The sequence below is a fragment of the Paenibacillus sp. Z6-24 genome (assembly GCF_054161335.1).
Genome location: NZ_CP096398.1, coordinates 3,971,907 through 3,989,699, shown reverse-complemented (window position 1 = coordinate 3,989,699; position 17,793 = coordinate 3,971,907). Strand labels below are relative to the sequence as shown.

15 protein-coding genes are annotated in these 17,793 nt (G+C 51.1%); 14 read left to right on the top strand and 1 reads right to left on the bottom strand.

Going from position 1 to position 17,793, the window contains the following annotated elements; all coding sequences use genetic code 11:
• The first annotated feature begins 212 nt into the window (after positions 1–212).
• From M1D61_RS17305 to bioB, 7 genes are all read left to right on the top strand, one after another.
• A complete protein-coding gene (locus tag M1D61_RS17305; protein ID WP_458119859.1) occupies positions 213–3,143 on the top strand; it encodes a Na+/H+ antiporter subunit A in 2,931 nt (976 codons plus the stop codon).
• A 1-nt stretch (position 3,144) separates the two neighbouring features.
• Positions 3,145–3,483, top strand: coding sequence for a Na(+)/H(+) antiporter subunit C (locus M1D61_RS17300; protein WP_046213188.1), 339 nt, complete (start codon positions 3,145–3,147; stop codon positions 3,481–3,483).
• On the top strand, positions 3,473–5,062 hold the full coding sequence (locus M1D61_RS17295; RefSeq protein ID WP_458119858.1) for a Na+/H+ antiporter subunit D: 1,590 nt from the start codon (positions 3,473–3,475) through the stop codon (positions 5,060–5,062). The genes M1D61_RS17300 and M1D61_RS17295 overlap by 11 nt, the downstream gene beginning before the upstream one ends.
• Positions 5,063–5,539 (top strand): Na+/H+ antiporter subunit E, encoded by a 477-nt coding sequence (locus tag M1D61_RS17290; RefSeq protein WP_458119857.1) that lies wholly within the window; start codon positions 5,063–5,065, stop codon positions 5,537–5,539.
• Positions 5,539–5,853, top strand: a complete 315-nt coding sequence (locus M1D61_RS17285; RefSeq protein WP_458119856.1) for a Na(+)/H(+) antiporter subunit F1 — start codon at positions 5,539–5,541, stop codon at positions 5,851–5,853. The genes M1D61_RS17290 and M1D61_RS17285 overlap by 1 nt, the downstream gene beginning before the upstream one ends.
• Positions 5,825–6,220 (top strand): monovalent cation/H(+) antiporter subunit G, encoded by a 396-nt coding sequence (mnhG, locus tag M1D61_RS17280; RefSeq protein WP_458119855.1) that lies wholly within the window; start codon positions 5,825–5,827, stop codon positions 6,218–6,220. The genes M1D61_RS17285 and mnhG overlap by 29 nt, the downstream gene beginning before the upstream one ends.
• Before the next feature lie 332 nt (positions 6,221–6,552).
• Positions 6,553–7,554, top strand: a complete 1,002-nt coding sequence (gene bioB / locus M1D61_RS17275) for a biotin synthase BioB (RefSeq protein ID WP_458119854.1) — start codon at positions 6,553–6,555, stop codon at positions 7,552–7,554.
• Between the two features lie 162 nt (positions 7,555–7,716).
• Here the strand turns inward: bioB and M1D61_RS17270 are convergent, their stop codons facing one another.
• Positions 7,717–8,112 carry a carboxymuconolactone decarboxylase family protein gene (locus tag M1D61_RS17270; RefSeq protein WP_458119853.1) on the bottom strand — a complete coding sequence of 132 codons (396 nt, stop codon included), beginning with the start codon at positions 8,110–8,112 and terminating at the stop codon, positions 7,717–7,719.
• A 231-nt stretch (positions 8,113–8,343) separates the two neighbouring features.
• Between M1D61_RS17270 and M1D61_RS17265 the strand changes: the two genes are divergently transcribed.
• From M1D61_RS17265 to M1D61_RS17235, 7 genes are all read left to right on the top strand, one after another.
• Positions 8,344–8,700 (top strand): MerR family transcriptional regulator, encoded by a 357-nt coding sequence (locus M1D61_RS17265; protein WP_458119852.1) that lies wholly within the window; start codon positions 8,344–8,346, stop codon positions 8,698–8,700.
• A 103-nt stretch (positions 8,701–8,803) separates the two neighbouring features.
• Positions 8,804–9,724, top strand: a complete 921-nt coding sequence (cysK, locus tag M1D61_RS17260; protein ID WP_458119851.1) for a cysteine synthase A — start codon at positions 8,804–8,806, stop codon at positions 9,722–9,724.
• A 152-nt stretch (positions 9,725–9,876) separates the two neighbouring features.
• Positions 9,877–10,860: an aldo/keto reductase gene (locus M1D61_RS17255; RefSeq protein ID WP_458119850.1), complete on the top strand. Its 984-nt coding sequence runs from the start codon at positions 9,877–9,879 to the stop codon at positions 10,858–10,860.
• 368 nt (positions 10,861–11,228) lie between these two features.
• Entirely contained in the window at positions 11,229–12,329 is a 1,101-nt protein-coding gene (chvE, locus tag M1D61_RS17250; protein WP_458119849.1) for a multiple monosaccharide ABC transporter substrate-binding protein, read from the top strand.
• A gap of 390 nt (positions 12,330–12,719) precedes the next feature.
• A complete protein-coding gene (gene mmsA / locus M1D61_RS17245) occupies positions 12,720–14,255 on the top strand; it encodes a multiple monosaccharide ABC transporter ATP-binding protein (protein ID WP_458119848.1) in 1,536 nt (511 codons plus the stop codon).
• A gap of 123 nt (positions 14,256–14,378) precedes the next feature.
• Entirely contained in the window at positions 14,379–15,593 is a 1,215-nt protein-coding gene (mmsB, locus tag M1D61_RS17240) for a multiple monosaccharide ABC transporter permease (RefSeq protein ID WP_458119847.1), read from the top strand.
• A 1,146-nt stretch (positions 15,594–16,739) separates the two neighbouring features.
• On the top strand, positions 16,740–17,648 hold the full coding sequence (locus tag M1D61_RS17235) for an ABC transporter permease (protein WP_235338290.1): 909 nt from the start codon (positions 16,740–16,742) through the stop codon (positions 17,646–17,648).
• Positions 17,649–17,793 lie beyond the last annotated feature (145 nt).

Genomic DNA, 17,793 nt, shown 5'->3' with positions numbered 1-17,793 from the left:
TCCTCTTTGTCTTTTTTTGGACATTGGGGTTTAGATTACCGGTAATTCGCACAGGCCTGTTTATGGGTATTAGTATGAAGACGAAGGTCTGCAAGCTCTGCAAAGGGCGGCAGAGTCTGGCGCTCTATGGATAGGAGGAATGCTTGTCTCGCGGTAGTCGTACTGCGAAACAGGCTGATATATACATTATATAGTTGGGGGTGCTTACAAGAGTGTACTTACTGCATGCTGCTATTCTGGCTCCATTTGTGCTGGCTGCACTGGTGCCGGCGATCCGCAAAGGTACCAAAAAAATACACACCGGCTGGATTGTACTGATACTGCCGGTGCTGCTGTTTCTGAATTTTCTGCGTTATCTTCCGGTGGTGCGTACGGATGTGACGCAGACGGTCTCGCTGCCGTGGATTCCTTCGCTGGGAATTGACTTTACGGTTTATCTGGATGGGCTGGGCTTGTTATTTGCCCTGCTGATTACAGGTATTGGTGCGCTGGTCGTACTGTATTCCATTTTTTATCTGGACCCGGAGCAGGAAGCGATTCACCGATTCTATCTGTATCTGCTGCTGTTTATGGGAGCGATGCTGGGAATTGTACTGTCGGATAATATGATCGTGCTCTATACGTTCTGGGAATTGACGAGTATATCGTCGTTCCTGCTGATTGCTTTCTGGTATGAACGTGACCGTTCGCGCTATGGGGCACTCAAGTCAATGCTGATTACGGTATTTGGCGGCTTTGCGATGCTGGCCGGCTTTATCGTGCTGCACGGCATGACCGGTACGTGGAGTATTCGTGAGACGATTGCGATGCTCGATCATGTACAGGGGCAGCCGCTGTTTTTGCTGGCGATGATTCTGATTTTGCTGGGTGCCTTTACCAAGTCGGCCCAGTTTCCGTTTCATATCTGGCTGCCGGATGCGATGGAGGCACCGACCCCGGTCAGTGCCTATCTGCACTCGGCAACCATGGTTAAAGCGGGGATCTATCTGGTGGCCCGCTTCACTCCGGTATTTGCCGGTCAGGCGGAATGGTTCTGGATCGTCTCGCTGGTCGGTATCATTACGATGTGCTACGGATCGATTCTGGCAGTTAAGCAGACCGATCTCAAGGCACTGCTCGCGTATTCGACCATTTCGCAGCTCGGTCTGATCATGTCGCTGTTCGGCGCAGGTTCGGCAGCAGTGTATTACGGGTATGGCGAAGAATCGCTGCTGTATACCGCGGCGACAACCGCAGCCATTTTCCATCTGATCAATCATGCGACCTTCAAGGGTGCGCTGTTTATGGTGGCCGGGATTGTGGATCATGAGACAGGGACAAGGGATATACGGCGGCTCGGCGGTCTGATCTCGCTGATGCCGATTACCTTTACCGTTGCATGTATCAGCGGATTCTCTATGGCGGGTGTACCGCCATTTAACGGTTATCTGAGTAAGGAAATGTTCCTGGAAGCGATGGTGGAACTGACCCATCTGCATATCTTTGATCTGGGTACATGGGGAGTGCTGTTCCCGATACTGGCCTTCCTGGGAAGCGTATTTACCTTTGTGTACAGCATGATTCTGATCTTCAAAACATTCCGCGGACCACTGCAAAAGGAAAAGCTTGGTGTGACGCCGCATGAAGCGCCAGCCGGCATGCTCGTTGCCCCGGTCATTCTGGCGGTGTGTGTCGTACTGCTCGGGCTGTTCCCTAATGTATTGTCCTACAGCATTATCGAGCCGGCGATGCGTTCGGTACTGCCTTCGTTGGTGGCTCCGGGTGAGCATTTTGAGGTGCATATTGCGTTCTGGCACGGATTCACCCCGGCCCTGTTCATGACGCTAGGCGTCATTGGACTCGGGACGGTATTGTATCTGCTTCTGGGCCGTTGGAAAGGAATCTATGGACTGTATCCGGAGAAGCTGACCTGGAATCATGTATATGACAGCCTGCTGCGTTATGGAGAGAAAGCATCCCATGCGCTGACAGATGCCTATATGAACCGGTCGGCCCGCAATTATCTGGTCTATATTTTCGGATTCATGGTTATCGTGCTTGGCGTAGCACTGTGGCGTGCAGACGTATTATCCCTGCTAACTACCGATACAGCGCCGATCAATATGTATGAGATTGTGCTGATCGCAATGCTGGTGATCTCGGCGGTTGCTGTGCCTTTTGCCCGCCAGCGGCTGATCGCTGTCATTATGACCGGAGCGGTTGGTTATCTGGTTACGCTGTTCTTCGTCCTGTTCCGTGCGCCGGATCTGGCGCTGACGCAGATGATTATCGAGACGGTATCCGTCGTATTGTTCCTTCTGTGCTTCTACCATATGCCAGAGCTGCGGCGTGAAGTGAATACACGCAGGTACCGCTTGCTGAATATTGTCATCTCGGTTGGTGTCGGGGTGGTCGTAACCCTGATTGCACTCAGTGCGAGCGGAAGCAGCAGCTTTGAGAGTATCGCGGATTATTTTGTGAAAAACAGTCATGATCTGGGCGGCGGCGATAACGTGGTTAACGTCATTCTGGTGGACTTCCGCGGATTCGATACACTGCTGGAAATTACGGTGCTCGGCATTGCCTCGCTGGGGATCTACTCGATGATCCAGCTGCAGCTGCAGGGCAAGGATGCCGGTGCACGAATTCTGTATCTGCACCGGAAAGTAACACTTGCACCGAAAGTACCTATTGGCCGTACCCGCAAGGAGACGCCAACCGTGGCCAAAAATATGAAGCAGTTCAAGAGCAATGATGTCATTCTGGAGACGAGCACAAAAGTGATTGTATTTATTATTTTGACTTTTGCGCTCTACCTGTTCTTTGCCGGACATAATAATCCGGGCGGGGGGTTCGTCGGCGGCCTGATGGCGGCATCGGCGCTGGTACTGCTGGCATTGGCCTTTAATGCGGAGACGGTGAGACGGGTACTGCCGCTCGATTACCGCGATATTATGGCAGCCGGGCTGTCTGTGGCTTATCTGACAGCGATGGGATCCTTTGTATTTGGTGCACCTTTCCTCAGTCAAGCGTTTGGTTATTTCGAGATTCCGTTCCTCGGGAAGACGGAACTGGCAACGGCACTGATCTTTGACCTGGGCGTGTTCCTGACGGTACTTGGAGTGACGATGACGATTATTTTACAGATAGGAGAGGATCGCTGATATGGAAATATGGATGTCTGTCGCTATCGGCATACTGTTTGCTGTAGCCGTGTATCTCATTCTATCCCGCAGCCTGCTGCGCATTATTCTTGGTACATCGATTCTGACGCATGGGGTACATCTGCTGCTGTTAACCATGTCAAGGCTGAAGACCGGTGCACCGCCGCTGCTCGGCGAAGAATCGGGTACCTATGTGGATCCGCTGCCGCAGGCGCTGATTCTGACCTCCATCGTAATCAACTTTGGAGTAACTGCTTTTTTCTTTGTACTGGCGTATCGTTCCTATATACGTCTGAAGACGGACGATATGGAGGAGGTGAAGCGCAAAGGTGGCCAATAACCTGTTAATTTTCCCACTGCTGATTCCACTGTTGGCGGCAGTGATACAAATATTTTGCCGGAACCACATGGCTGTGCAGCGTCTGGTCGGAGCCATTGCGGTGCTGGCCAATGTCGGCATCGCCGTCTGGCTGGTCGCAACCGTGCAGATGCACGGCATTCAGCTGTTGCCGATGGGCGGCTGGGCGGCACCTTACGGGATCATATTTGTTGCCGATATGTTCGCTGCGCTGCTCATCCTGACGACTGCGATTCTCGGTGCGGTTTGTCTGTTTTATGCCTTTGCCAGTATAGGAGAGGAACGAGAAAAGTATCACTTTTATCCGTTCTTTCAATTTCTGCTGGTCGGCGTGTATGGCTCGTTCCTGACAGGTGATCTGTTCAACCTGTTTGTCTGCTTTGAAGTCATGCTGATCTCCTCGTATGCGCTGATTGTATTGGGAGGAACGCGCATACAGCTGCGGGAGACACTTAAATACATTCTAATCAATATCATCTCGTCTTCGTTTTTTGTCGCTTCGCTGGCGTATCTGTACGGAGCGACCGGGACGCTGAATATGGCGCATCTGTCGCAGCGGATTGCCGAAGTCGGGCAGACCGGCATTCTGAGCGTCATCGCCTTTTTGTTCCTGATTGTCTTTAGCCTCAAGGCCGGCATGTTCCTGTTCTTCTGGCTGCCGGGTTCCTATGCGGCGCCGCCGTCGGTTATTACGGCGATCTTTGCCGGACTGCTGACCAAGGTTGGACTGTACGCGATTCTGCGTACCTTTACGCTGATCTTCTATCACGATACCGGGTTCCTCTATACGCTGATTGGCTGGATGGGCATCGCGACGATGATCCTCGGCGTGATCGGAGCGGTAGCATACCGGGATGTGAACAAGATTCTGGTCTACAATGTGGTCGCCGGTGTGGGACTGATCGGATTCGGACTGGCAGCTGCCAATACGGCAGGTCTCGAAGGAGCCATCTTCTACATGCTGCATGACATGATTCTCAAAGCGCTGCTGTTCCTGCTCGCCGGTGTAATGATCGGAGCAGCCGGCACATCCAAACTGACCCAGATGAGCGGGCTGATCAAACGTATTCCGGCTACCGGCTGGATGTTCTTCGTGGCCGGACTTGCGCTGGCCGGTGTGCCGCCGCTGAGCGGATTTGCCGGCAAGCTGCTTATTGTACAGGGCGGAATGGAGCGCGGCTGGTATGTAATGACACTGATCAGTCTGGCAGCCAGTCTGCTGATGCTGTACTCGGTCATGCGCATTTTCATGCTGGGCTTCTGGGGCAAGGATCGCCCGCTGGCCGATGAACGCAAAGAGCTGTCGGATGACATTTACCATGAATGGGCGTCGGAGGAAGGCCATCCCGATTTCCTGCCGGATGACCGGTCTGAACTGCTTGATTACCGCTGGTCGGCATTCCATCCGAAGCGTCTGGTCGGCGCAGCCTCGGTACTGTTTATCCTGGTGATCCTGATCGGTCTGGGTTCCGGGTGGGTGCATACGTATGTGACGGAAGCCGCTTATGTTCTGCAGAATCCATCCGTGTATATTCAGGCTGTACTGGGAGGCGGTGAATAGATGGCTTTTCAAATTATACTGAATCTGCTGATCGCCGTTGTCTGGATGTCGCTGAATACGACATGGGACCCGCTGAATTTTGTAATCGGGTATATTATCGGATTGCTGCTCATCTTCGCTTTCAAGCGGTTTTTCCCGCATGACTTTTACGGTCATAAATTATGGGCGGTATTCAAGCTGCTGCTGCTGTTCTTCTCGGAATTGATCAAGTCCAGTATTGTGGTGCTGCGTCATATCGTCTCGCCGCGGCTGAATATTAATCCGGGCATTCTGACGCATCGTACCGATCTGACATCCGATTGGGAGCTGACGCTGCTGTCCACGCTGGTCACGCTTACCCCGGGAACGGTACTGATCGAAGTCTCCCGGGAGCAGCATCTGGTCTACATCCATGCGATCGATATTCAGGACGAGGACAAGATGTCCCAAGACATTCGTAATACATTTGAAAAAGCGATCAAGGAGGTGACGCGATAATGCTGCAAATATCACTGTTTATCGCGCTGATCCTCCTGTCGATTGCCGTTGTAGGCTGCATGTACCGGGTGCTGCGCGGTCCGTCGATGGCAGACCGGATTACCGCACTGGATACGGTCGGTATCAACATTATTGCGATCATTATCGTGCTGTCGATGATGCTGGATACACAGGCATATCTGGAAGTGATGCTGCTCGTTGGTATTCTGGCATTTATCGGTACGGTTGCTTTTGCCAAATATATTGAGAGAGGGGTGGTGATTGAGCATGAAGGAGAAGACAGAGATGATATCGATGATTCAGACGATCGGTGAGCCGGTAATTGCCATACTGGTGCTGATCGGCGCGGTATTAAGTGTATTGAGCGCATTTGGCATTATCCGCTTCCCGGATGTGTATCTGCGGGCGCATGCCGCTACGAAGAGTGCGACACTTGGAGTGCTGTGTGTGCTGCTTGGTGGATTCCTGTTCTTCTGGATCTTCGATGGGTATCCGAGTATGCGGATTCTGCTAGGGATCGTGTTCGTGTTCATTACCGCTCCGGTCGCCGGTCACCTGAACGCCCGGGCCGCTTACCGGACAGGCGTACCGCTCTGGAAGCTGGCCAAGGATGAACTGAAGCCGGCACTCAAGAAAAAGGGGATCGACCGGGAAAAGGCGGAAAAGGAACCGCTGAATTAGAAGCGGTGCTGCTTGTATCTCTGTATAAGGAAAGCGGAAAACAGGCTTTTGTAAAAATAGCAATATAAGCAGTATTAACAGCATCAACAAAGCATAGTGGCAAAGGGGAAATGAAGTTCTCCGGCTGCTATGCTTTTTTTATGCTGTTGTGCTTTTTACTATTTTGCTGTTTGAAGGGTAATCATTCACTGGATGAGGTAGCTTTTAGAGCAGAGCAGCTTTATTTTTCGGAAAATAAGCGGGATTGGAATAGGCGGAAAAGTTCTGCTATAATCCAATTGTTAACCAATATAATATAATTAGGTTAACAATAAAAATAGCGAAGGTGACTCATGATCAATCAAATGTCTGCTCTACAATGGAATGAACTGGCAGCACAAGCCGTACATAAACAGCCCATCTCTCATGAACAGGCCCTGCAGGTGCTGCTGGCAGAAGACAGTCAGTTGCTGCCGCTGCTGCATGCTGCCTATGAGGTACGCCATCATTTTTACGGGAACAAGGTTAAGCTCAATATGATCATCAATGCCAAAAGCGGACTATGTCCGGAAGACTGCGGATACTGTTCGCAATCGATCGTCTCCACCGCCCCTGTCAGCAAGTACAGCCTGCTGGACAAAGAGACGCTGCTGGCCGGTGCGCGGGAAGCGATGAACCGTCAGGCGGGAACCTACTGTATCGTCGCTTCCGGCAGAGGACCGTCCCGCCGCGAACTGGATCAGGTGGTTGAAGCTGTCCGGGAAATCCGGGAGACGATGCCGCTCAAGATCTGCGCCTGCCTCGGATTGTTGAAGGAAGACCAGGCCCGCCGGTTGGCGGAAGCGGGTGTCCACCGGTATAATCACAATCTCAATACGAGCAGTGAGCACTATGCCTCCATTACGACGACTCACACCTACGAACAGCGGATCAGTACGATCGAGCAGGTCAAGAGCAGCGGCATGTCTCCCTGTTCCGGTGTCATTATCGGTATGGGCGAGACGGACGAGCAGATTGTGGAAATGGCCTGTGCGCTGCATGAGCTGGACGCAGATTCTATTCCGGTTAATTTCCTCAATCCGATCTCTGGTACGCCGCTCGCCGGGCAGCAGCGGACGAATGCACGCAAGGCGCTGAAAGTACTGGCGCTGCTGCGATTCATTTGCCCGGACAAGGAGATCCGGGTGGCTGGCGGCCGTGAGCTGAATCTGCGCACGCTTCAGCCATTGGCGTTGTACGCGGCCAATTCGATCTTTGTCGGTGACTATCTGACGACGCCAGGGCAGGAGGCTGCACTGGATTACCAGATGATAGAGGATCTTGGTTTTGAGATCGAGCATAATGCGCTGACCTAACGGACATTGGCGCAAGTGTCAGGGGTTGTGGAAATAGCCTCCTGTCTATTTCAGAGCAGCTGGTATGTATAAGCTGCGCTGTGGTAGGCTAGGAGGCTGTTATTTGTATGTTGATCTTCCTGTATCTTTTTCTGATTGTTCTGGAGGTTCCTCTACGAGTTTTTACAACCCTTCCACCTGCAGACCTCTCTCCTCAAAAATTCGCTTGGCAACAAACACAGCATTCAGCACGCGGGGGAATCCGGTATACGGCACACAGTGCATGATCGCTTCGACGATCTCCAGTGGAGTCAGTCCCACATTCAGCGAAGCGTTAATATGCACATTCAGCTGCGGCTCGCAGCCTCCCTGTGTCGTCAGGGAAGAGAGGGTAATCAGCTGCCGCTGCCGGGCATCCAGTCCGGGACGTGTATAGATATCTCCAAAGGCAAATTCAATAATATACCGCCCCAGATCCGGGGCAATCTGCTGCAGCGATTGTATTACCCGCTCACCCGCATGACCGTCAATCTCTCCAAGTCTGGCCCAGCCTTTTTCATAACGTGTTGCAGTATCCATTAGTATTTCCTCCTCGATATAGGTATGAACATTGTCCTGTGTGGCATACAGCTGATCTTATCTGCTGCGTCTATCAACGGCCAGGATCAGCTTAGCGCTTAGAGCGCGCTCAAAGGCAAGACTTATTTTGGACAAGCAGAGCGTTGAGGTGAATCCGGTGTATTCGGAGATAGATAGAATGATATAATAACCTCTATGGAAAATACGTATACCATTCAGCAAATTGCCGTTATGACAGGACTAAGCCCCCATACTTTGAGATATTATGAACGGATCGGACTGCTGCATCCGATCAGCCGCGATTCGATCGGATACCGTTATTACACCGACAGGGATATTGCATGGATCGAATTCCTGATGCGCCTTCGCCAGACCGGGATGCCGATCAGCGAAATGAAGCAGTTCTCCGATCTGCGCAGCCAGGGCGATCATACCGCCGGACAGCGCCGTGAGCTGCTGGAGCAGCACCGCATCCATATCCGCGAGCAGATGAGCAGGCTGCAGCAAGATCTGCATCACATGGATGAGAAGATCGAATACTATGGGTTGTTGGAAGCGAAGCAAAAGCAATTACCAACGACTCCATAACAGAACAGTGTATGAGAGATCACAGAGATATATGGAAAATAACAGAACAATACAGGGAAAATCATACTGCGAATACCATACAGCACACCGGGAGGACAGAATAATGAGTGGAAAAGTAGTCAATCACATCAGCGAACTGGTCGGGGATACACCGGTTGTCCAGCTTCACCGACTGACAGAACCGGACAGCGCTGCAGTCTATGTGAAGCTGGAATATTTTAACCCGAGCGGCAGCGTCAAAGATCGTGCAGCACTGAACCTGATCGTGCAGGCCGAGCAGGATGGTCATCTGCAGCCCGGCAGTACAATTATCGAGCCGACGAGCGGCAATACCGGCATCGGTCTGGCGATGAACGCCGCCGCGAGAGGATACGGTGCGATTATGGTCATGCCGGACAATATGTCACAGGAACGGATCAGCATTCTGCAGGCCTACGGCGCACAGGTAGTACTCACGCCGGCTGCGGAGAAAATGCCGGGAGCTATCCGCAAAGCCGAACAGCTGCTGACGGAAATCCCGCGCAGCTACATGCCGCGTCAGTTCGATAACCCGGCCAACGCCGACGCACACCGCCGGACGACGGCGCTGGAAATTCTGGAACAGATGGAAGGAAAGCTGGATACATTTGTCGCTTCATCCGGAACCGGCGGTACGATCACCGGCACGGGCGAGACGCTGAAGCAGCATTTGCCGGATCTGCGCATTCTGGTTGTCGAACCGAAGGGCTCCCCGGTACTGTCCGGCGGCCAGCCCGGCTCGCACAAGCTGGTCGGTACGAGTCCGGGATTCATTCCCTTCATCCTGAACACATCGATCTATGACGAGATTGTGCAGGTAGCCGATGAGGACGCCATTTCCACGATGCGTCAGCTCGCCGCAGTGGAAGGTATACTGGTCGGTCCTTCTTCCGCGGCCACCGTCTGGACAGCAATGCAGGAAGCGAAGCGGCTGGGTTCCGGTCACAAAGTACTCTGTATCGCACCGGATAACGGTGAACGTTATCTGAGCATGAACCTGCTGTAACCGGCTGCATGAATCACCAAATCCGCAGCTGACTGATTCATCAATCAACAGATAAATGAACAGTAATGGAATAAAGATAGCGCATACATGCTTTTGTCTGCTACAATATTGCCGCTGGAAAATAATATGGCATCACGAGGGAGGCAACATCTATGAACAAACGTCCGCTTGGCAAAACAGGACTGCAGGTCAGTGAAGTCAGCTTTGGTACATGGGCTATCGGGGGATCATGGGGACAGACCGATGAAGCGGAATCCCTGCGCGCGCTGGACAAGGCAATGGATGAAGGTGTGAACTTTTTTGATACTGCCGATGTATACGGCGATGGCAAAAGCGAACGATTGCTCGCCCGCGCCACCAAAGGCAAAGAAGACCGGATCCATATCGCTACCAAGTTCTGCCGTCAGGGAGATATCTCCGATCCGCATACCTATTCGGAGCAGCAGGTCCGCCAGTGGTGCGAAGACAGCCTTCGCCGGCTGGAACGCGATACGATCGATCTGTATCAGATCCACTGCGCGCCATTCGAGATTCTGAAGCAGGGCGCCGTCTTCGAGGTGCTGGACAAGCTGCAGCAGGAAGGCAAGATTCGTGCGTATGGAGTAAGTGTGGAGACGGTGGAAGAAGGATTGTTCTGTCTGGAACAGTCCGGCGTACAGGCGCTGCAGATTATTTTTAACATTTTCCGTCAAAAGCCAATCGCCGAGCTACTGCCGCGTGCCGCCGAGCGAGGTGTCGGACTGCTCGTTCGTCTGCCTCTCGCCAGCGGTCTTCTGACCGGCAAATTCTCCGCAGATACCCAGTTCGAAGCGGAAGATCATCGCAACTTCAACCAGAATGGCGAAGCGTTCAATGTAGGCGAGACATTCGCCGGACTGCCTTTCCGCAAAGGAGTGGAACTGGCCTCCCAACTCGAATGGATCGCCGAAGGCCGCGGCAATATGACTCGTGCTGCCCTGCGCTGGCTGCTTGATTTCCCGGAGATCACCGCTGTTATTCCGGGTTTCAAAAATGTACGCCAGGTGGAAGACAATCTCGGCGTACTGTCTGCCAAGCCGTTCAGCCCGGAAGAGCATGAGCGGTTGCGGAAGTTCTATGATGAGCAGATTCATGAGCATATTCGCGGGGCGTATTAATTTCATTTGTGATGATTGTTTTGTAATCATACCGTATAGATGATAAAGAAAAAGCAGGCGGGCTCTCCGGAGTCCGTCTTTTTGTGGTACCATACGATGCTGTCTCCACAGGAGATGTTTTTCAAATACATGTCATGTTTCATAAGTACATGAGGCTCTTCTTTAGTCCATACTTTTGCTACCGCCGGCTGCAAATTTATATTTTTTAGCATATCCATTTTCAAAACTAAGTCGGATTTTTATAAAAAAGGTCGCATAAGTGAAAAGACGACGACCTCCCGGCAGTGCTATTATGCTTAAAGAAAGCGTTATCAATACAATTTTAACCAAATCATATTCATCGTAATGGACAGAAAGGAGCGTCTGTAATGAAACGGGGAATTATGCTGATATTGGTCACCCTGATGGTATTTACCCTGAGTGCCTGCAACCTGGCAGAGAGCAGCAGCGGCAGCAGTGACAAGGGTTATGTCGGTATTGCGATGCCGACCAAATCCTCTGCACGCTGGGTCGCGGACGGACAAAATATGGTGAAGCTGTTCCAGTCCAAAGGATACAAGACGGATTTGCAATATGCGGAGGACGTCGTCGAGAACCAGATTTCGCAGATTGAGAACATGATCACCAAGGGCGTCGATGTAATTGTTATTGCGGCGATTGACGGCAATACGCTGACCGACGTCATCGGCAAGGCACATGCTGAGGGTATAGAGGTCATCTCCTATGACCGACTGATCATGAACACGGCAAATTTAAGCTATTATGCGACCTTCGATAACTTTAAGGTCGGCGTACTGCAGGCTTCCTACATTGAGGAGAAGCTAGGCCTGAAAAAAGGTGAAGGCCCGTTCAACATCGAACTGTTCGGCGGCTCGCCGGATGATAACAACGCCTACTTCTTCTTCAACGGAGCAATGTCGGTGCTGCAACCTTACATAGACTCCGGCAAACTGGTCGTTCAGAGCAAACAGACCACCATGGCCCAGATCGCCACGCTGCGCTGGGACGGATCACTCGCCCAGGCCCGGATGGATAACCTGCTGAGCGCTTACTACGGCAGCGAGAAACTCGACGCCGTCCTGTCCCCATATGACGGCATCAGCATCGGGATCATCTCATCCCTCAAAGGCGTAGGCTACGGCTCTGCCGACAAACCGCTGCCCGTCATCACCGGACAGGATGCCGAACTCGCTTCGATCAAGTCCATCGTATCTGGCGAACAGACCCAGACCGTATTCAAGGACACCCGCAAACTGGCCGAGAAAACCGTCGGCATGGTCGACAGCATTCTCAAAGGCGAAAAAGCCGAAGTCAACGATACCAAGTCCTACAACAACAACGTCATGGTCGTTCCTGCTTACCTGCTGGACCCTGTATCCGTCGACAAAGCCAACGTCAAAAAAGAAATCATCGAGGGCGGCTACTACACCGAACAAGAAGTCTACGGCGACGAAGCCCCACCCCAGTAACTTAAAGGTATTAGAACCGTCGCACACACTTACATGATTTTCAAACCATCACGAACCAATAATCTTTATTTTACAAATACCAATCCTGTAATCTTATAAATTTCCAATTCCTAATCCTTAATCCTGAGATCACTAAATCTCTATTCTCTAAATCTCAAAGGTTTTAAATCTTTAAAATTACCCAGCGCAGAACTCCAGGTGGATGTATTTGCACGGAGCGGAGGGAAGGGAATTGGGGAAAAGGACGACATTTAAGCCTGGATATCCACCGCTTTATCCCATTTGAGGATATCCAGGCTTAACCGGAGTCCGTTCCCCAATCCCTTCCCGCAGCGTTCCCTGCAACAGCACCCACCCCACAGTTCAAGCCACACAAGGGAGCTGTTCCAATTGTCCGATATCATTCTGGAGATGAAAGGCATTACCAAAACATTTCCCGGCGTCAAAGCCCTGGAAAACGTCAACCTCAAAGTACGAAAAGGCGAAATCCACGCCCTGTGCGGCGAAAACGGTGCAGGCAAATCCACGCTGATGAAAGTGCTCAGCGGCGTATACGGCCACGGTACCTACGAAGGCGATATTATTTTCGAAGGCAAGACCTGTGAGTTCAAAGACATCAAAGACAGCGAGGAGCTCGGGATCGTCATTATCCACCAGGAGCTCGCATTGATCCCGTACCTGTCGATTGCCGAAAATATTTTCCTCGGCAATGAGCGGCAAAAAGGCGGTATTATCGACTGGAATGAGACCCTCCAGCGCACCCAGGGACTGCTTGACAAAGTGGGTCTCAGTGAATCCCCGAATACGCTCGTAACGAATATCGGGGTCGGCAAGCAGCAGCTGGTCGAGATCGCCAAAGCCTTTTCCAAACGGGTTAAGCTGCTCATTCTTGATGAGCCGACCGCTGCACTGAACGAAGATGACAGCGAGAACCTGCTGGAACTGATGCTGGGCTTCAAGAGCCAGGGCATCTCCTGCATTATCATTTCCCACAAACTGAATGAAATTGCCAAAGTCGCCGATTCCGTCACCATCCTGCGGGATGGACAGACGATCGAGACGCTCGATATGCACAAAGATTCCGTCACCGAAGACCGCATTATCAGCGGTATGGTTGGCCGTGATCTGACACACCGCTATCCGGAGCGCAAGCCCAAGATCGGCGAAGTCACATTGGAGGTCAAGAATTGGAACGTCTACCATGAGCATCATGCCGACCGCAAAATGATCGACAACGTCAACCTGAACCTGCGCCGCGGAGAAATTGTCGGCATCGCCGGACTGATGGGCTCGGGACGAACCGAGCTGGCGATGAGTATCTTTGGCAAATCGTATGGCAAAAATATCAGCGGCACACTGATCAAGGACGGCAAGGAAATCCGCAACAACGACGTCACCCAGGCGATCAAGAACGGATTTGCCTATGTGACCGAGGATCGCAAAAACTACGGTCTGATCCTGTTAGACGATATCAAGCGCAATATTTCGCTCACCGGTCTCGACAAGCTGACCAAATCCACTGTCGTGAATGAACATGAAGAGGTGCTGGTAGCGGAAGATATGCGCAAACAGATGAAGATCAAGACACCGAATATTTTGCAAAAAACGAGCAATCTGAGCGGCGGCAACCAGCAGAAGGTCGTACTGGGCAAATGGATATTCTCCGGCCCGGACATCCTTATTCTCGATGAACCGACCCGCGGGATCGACGTGGGCGCCAAATACGAGATCTACACGATCATTAACCGACTCGCAGACGAAGGCAAAAGCATCCTGGTCATCTCTTCCGAACTGCCCGAGATCCTCGGCATCTGTGACCGCATCTACGTCATGAACGCCGGCCAGATCACCGGCGAAGTCGAACGCGCCGAAGCCACCCAGGAGAAACTGATGACCTACATGACCAAACACAAAGCCAAGGTATAACTGCTAATCATTAATTACCATTACCATTACCAACCAAGGTTTCGATCTGCTCCATCCCGAACTCCCCGCATGCAGCACGGAGCAGATCCACCCACCAATCCATTTGAAAGGGGCTAACCCAGCATGTCCAGCATAACCAAGCCGGTAAAAGGCAGCGATAAAGACAAAGGCAGCGTGTTCAGCAGGCTGTTCAAAGGAAACATCCGTCAGTACGGTATGATCATTGCACTCGTATTCATCATGCTGCTTTTCGAAATTTTAACAGGAGGTCTGCTGCTCAAGCCGATCAACATCACCAACCTGATCTTGCAAAACAGTTACATACTGGTGCTGGCCATCGGTATGGTGCTGGTTATTATCACCGGACATATTGATCTGTCGGTCGGTTCCATTGCCGCCTTTGTCGGCGCGGTCTCCGCGATCTTTATGGTCAACTGGCAGATGAATCCGGTGCTGGCTGTGATTCTGTCCATCGTGATCGGCGGACTGATCGGCGCATGGCAGGGCTTCTGGGTGGCGTATGTGCGGATTCCCGCCTTTATCGTTACGCTCGCCGGGATGCTGCTGTTCCGCGGTCTGACGATGGTCGTGCTGGAAGGGCAGTCCATCTCGCCTTTCCCGAACGGCTTCCAGAAGATCAGCTCCGGCTTTGTCCCTGACTTTACCAATGCGGCTACCAATATCGTCGCAATTATCGCCGGTATTGCACTGTCCGTACTGTACATTGTGACCGAGCTGCGCAACCGTGCTTCCCAGCGCAAATACAACTTTGCGACAGGTTCACAAGGATTGTTCATTGCCAAATTGATCGCTGTTGTCGCGATCATCAACCTGTTTACCTTTGTACTGGCAAGTTATTCAGGAATTCCAACGATTCTCGTCCTGCTGTTCCTGCTTATTATCATCTATTCCTTTGTCATGAATAAAACCGTGATGGGCCGCCATGTATATGCAATCGGTGGTAACGAGAAAGCGGCCGGATTGTCCGGTGTCAAAACGAAAAAAGTGACGTTCTGGGTATTCGTTAACATGGGCGTACTCGCAGCCATCTCCGGTCTGATCTTCGCCGCGCGTCTGAATGCAGCAACGCCAAGAGCGGGTACCAACTTTGAGCTGGATGCCATCGCAGCCTGCTTTATCGGCGGCGCATCCGCTTCCGGCGGGATCGGAACCGTATTCGGAGCGATCATCGGCGGTCTCGTTATGGGCGTACTGAACAATGGTATGTCTCTGGTCGGTCTCGGTATTGACTGGCAGCAAGGTATCAAAGGTCTGGTACTGCTGCTCGCGGTAGCATTCGATATTTACAACAAGAACAAAGGCAATACTGCATCCTGATCAGGCATTACGGATGTACTGCTGAATGCAGAGTAGTGGAGAGAGTACCTGATTTGAACCGGAATTGAAAAGGAACCAGAGAAATAAATACAGAGCAGTACGGGTGAATATAAAGTAAACCTGCTCCTGTAAATCGAAAAAGGACTTCAGTTGCTGAATAAGCTTAGTATGATCCCTGGTATTATCCCCTCAAGGCAGACAGTGAAAAAAGACCTCATGGTACAATGAGATCAACACTGAAGACCGGAGGGGATTTTTTATGGCCAAAAAAGGACAGAGATTTAACTGATTTGCTAAATCTTATACGATTTTTACAACTATAAGTCAAGCAACACGCGTTCATTTTATCTTTATTGCTTACTGTAGTACTGTATTATAAAATGAACGTTGCTTTACAATGAAAGGAGTATGAGGTATGTCTGAACATATAGTATCTTCTGATTCCATGTACATTGGAACATCATTTTTATCCTATTTGCCCTTTATTCAATGGATTGTCTACTTCATTATGCTTGTTATAGGTTTTATTTTTTTATTGAAGATCAGTCATAGATTGGTTAAATATCTTGATTTGTTAATTGAAGAAAAGAAGGCCAACAAAAATGATCCTACTATACAAAGGCATTGAGCGGCATAGGATATTTGATGAAAGAACCGTTATGTTCCTTGAAGAAATTTGTATTATCCCCTCAAGTAGCCAGTGAAAAAAGATCTCATAATACAATGAGATCAACACTGAAGACCGGAGGGGATTTTTTTATGGCCAAACTAAGCCCGTCACTGACACGCTTGAAAAGCCGGGCCAAAAGATAGGGTACTGCATTCAGACCAAGGATTTCAATACACGACAAAAAGTTATGCTTATTTCCTGCAGGCCCAAGAACTGACAGGCAGTAACTTCAGATGAGGCAACTGTTTTCACAACGCCTATGTAGAGTCATTTTCTATATTATTTACATACTACCCGAAAAATGAGACACCCAATACGAAATATGGAACCTTATAACCTCTTCATCATCCCGGTATAATTAAACCCATAAATGTAATCGCTTACATAATTTTGGGAGGAGAGGATCTATTATGGAGACAGAGGTGAAGACCGGCTCGGATGCCAAGCGCAAGACAGGCACCTCCACATCCGGGAGAATGCGCAGATGGTTTCGCCGTCTCTACACCCAGCGGCATTTGCAGGTGATGGCACTGCTCGGCGTCGTCTGGATGCTCGTATTCAACTACATCCCGATGTACGGCATCATTATCGCGTTCAAGGAATTTAATATCGTCGAAAGTATCGCAGATGCGCCTTGGGTGGGGCTGGAACATTTCCGTGCCTTTATGGAAGATGAGAATCTGCCGGATGTCATTCGCAATACACTCGGCATCAGCCTGATCAAGCTGTTTATCGGATTCCCGCTGCCCATCCTGTTCGCGCTGTTTCTGAACGAACTGCGCTCGGTCCGGTTCAAAAAGTCCGTGCAGACAATCTCGTATCTGCCGCACTTTCTGTCCTGGGTCATCCTGGGCGGCATCCTGACCACCTGGCTGGCAGATGTCGGTGTGATCAACAATGTGCTGCTGGCACTGAATCTGATCGACCAGCCGATCTCCTATCTGGCCGAGCCGCAGTACTTCTGGGCGATCGTCATCATCTCGGATATCTGGAAAGAACTCGGCTGGTCCGCGATCATCTACCTGGCCGCAATGTCGAGCGTATCGCCGGAAATGTACGAAGCTGCCACCATCGACGGCGCTGGACGATTCCAGAAAATGTGGTACATCACCCTGCCGGGTATCCAGAGCACGATCGCCATCCTGTTTATCCTGGCTGTCAGCGGCGTACTGAATTCCAACTTTGACCAGATTCTCGTCCTGCGCAATTCGCTGAACGAAAGCGCCAGCAACGTGATCGACATTTACGTCTACCAGACGGGTCTGCTGTCCGGACGATTCTCCTATTCCACAGCGATCGGATTGATCAAGTCCATTATCGCGCTGATTCTGCTGGTGATTGCAAATCAGGTGACCAAGCGGCTCAACAATACTTCGTTGTTCTGAGTTGTATGCTGGAACTGAGCGGATCAGTTGTAAATGTTGGCTGTGGAGGTTGATGTTGTGCAGAGCAGGTAGTGCTCCCGAGGGCAAGCGCTTCGAAATTGGATTTGTCTTCTGCCCTCCGTTAAGATCAGATATCCCTGAATTC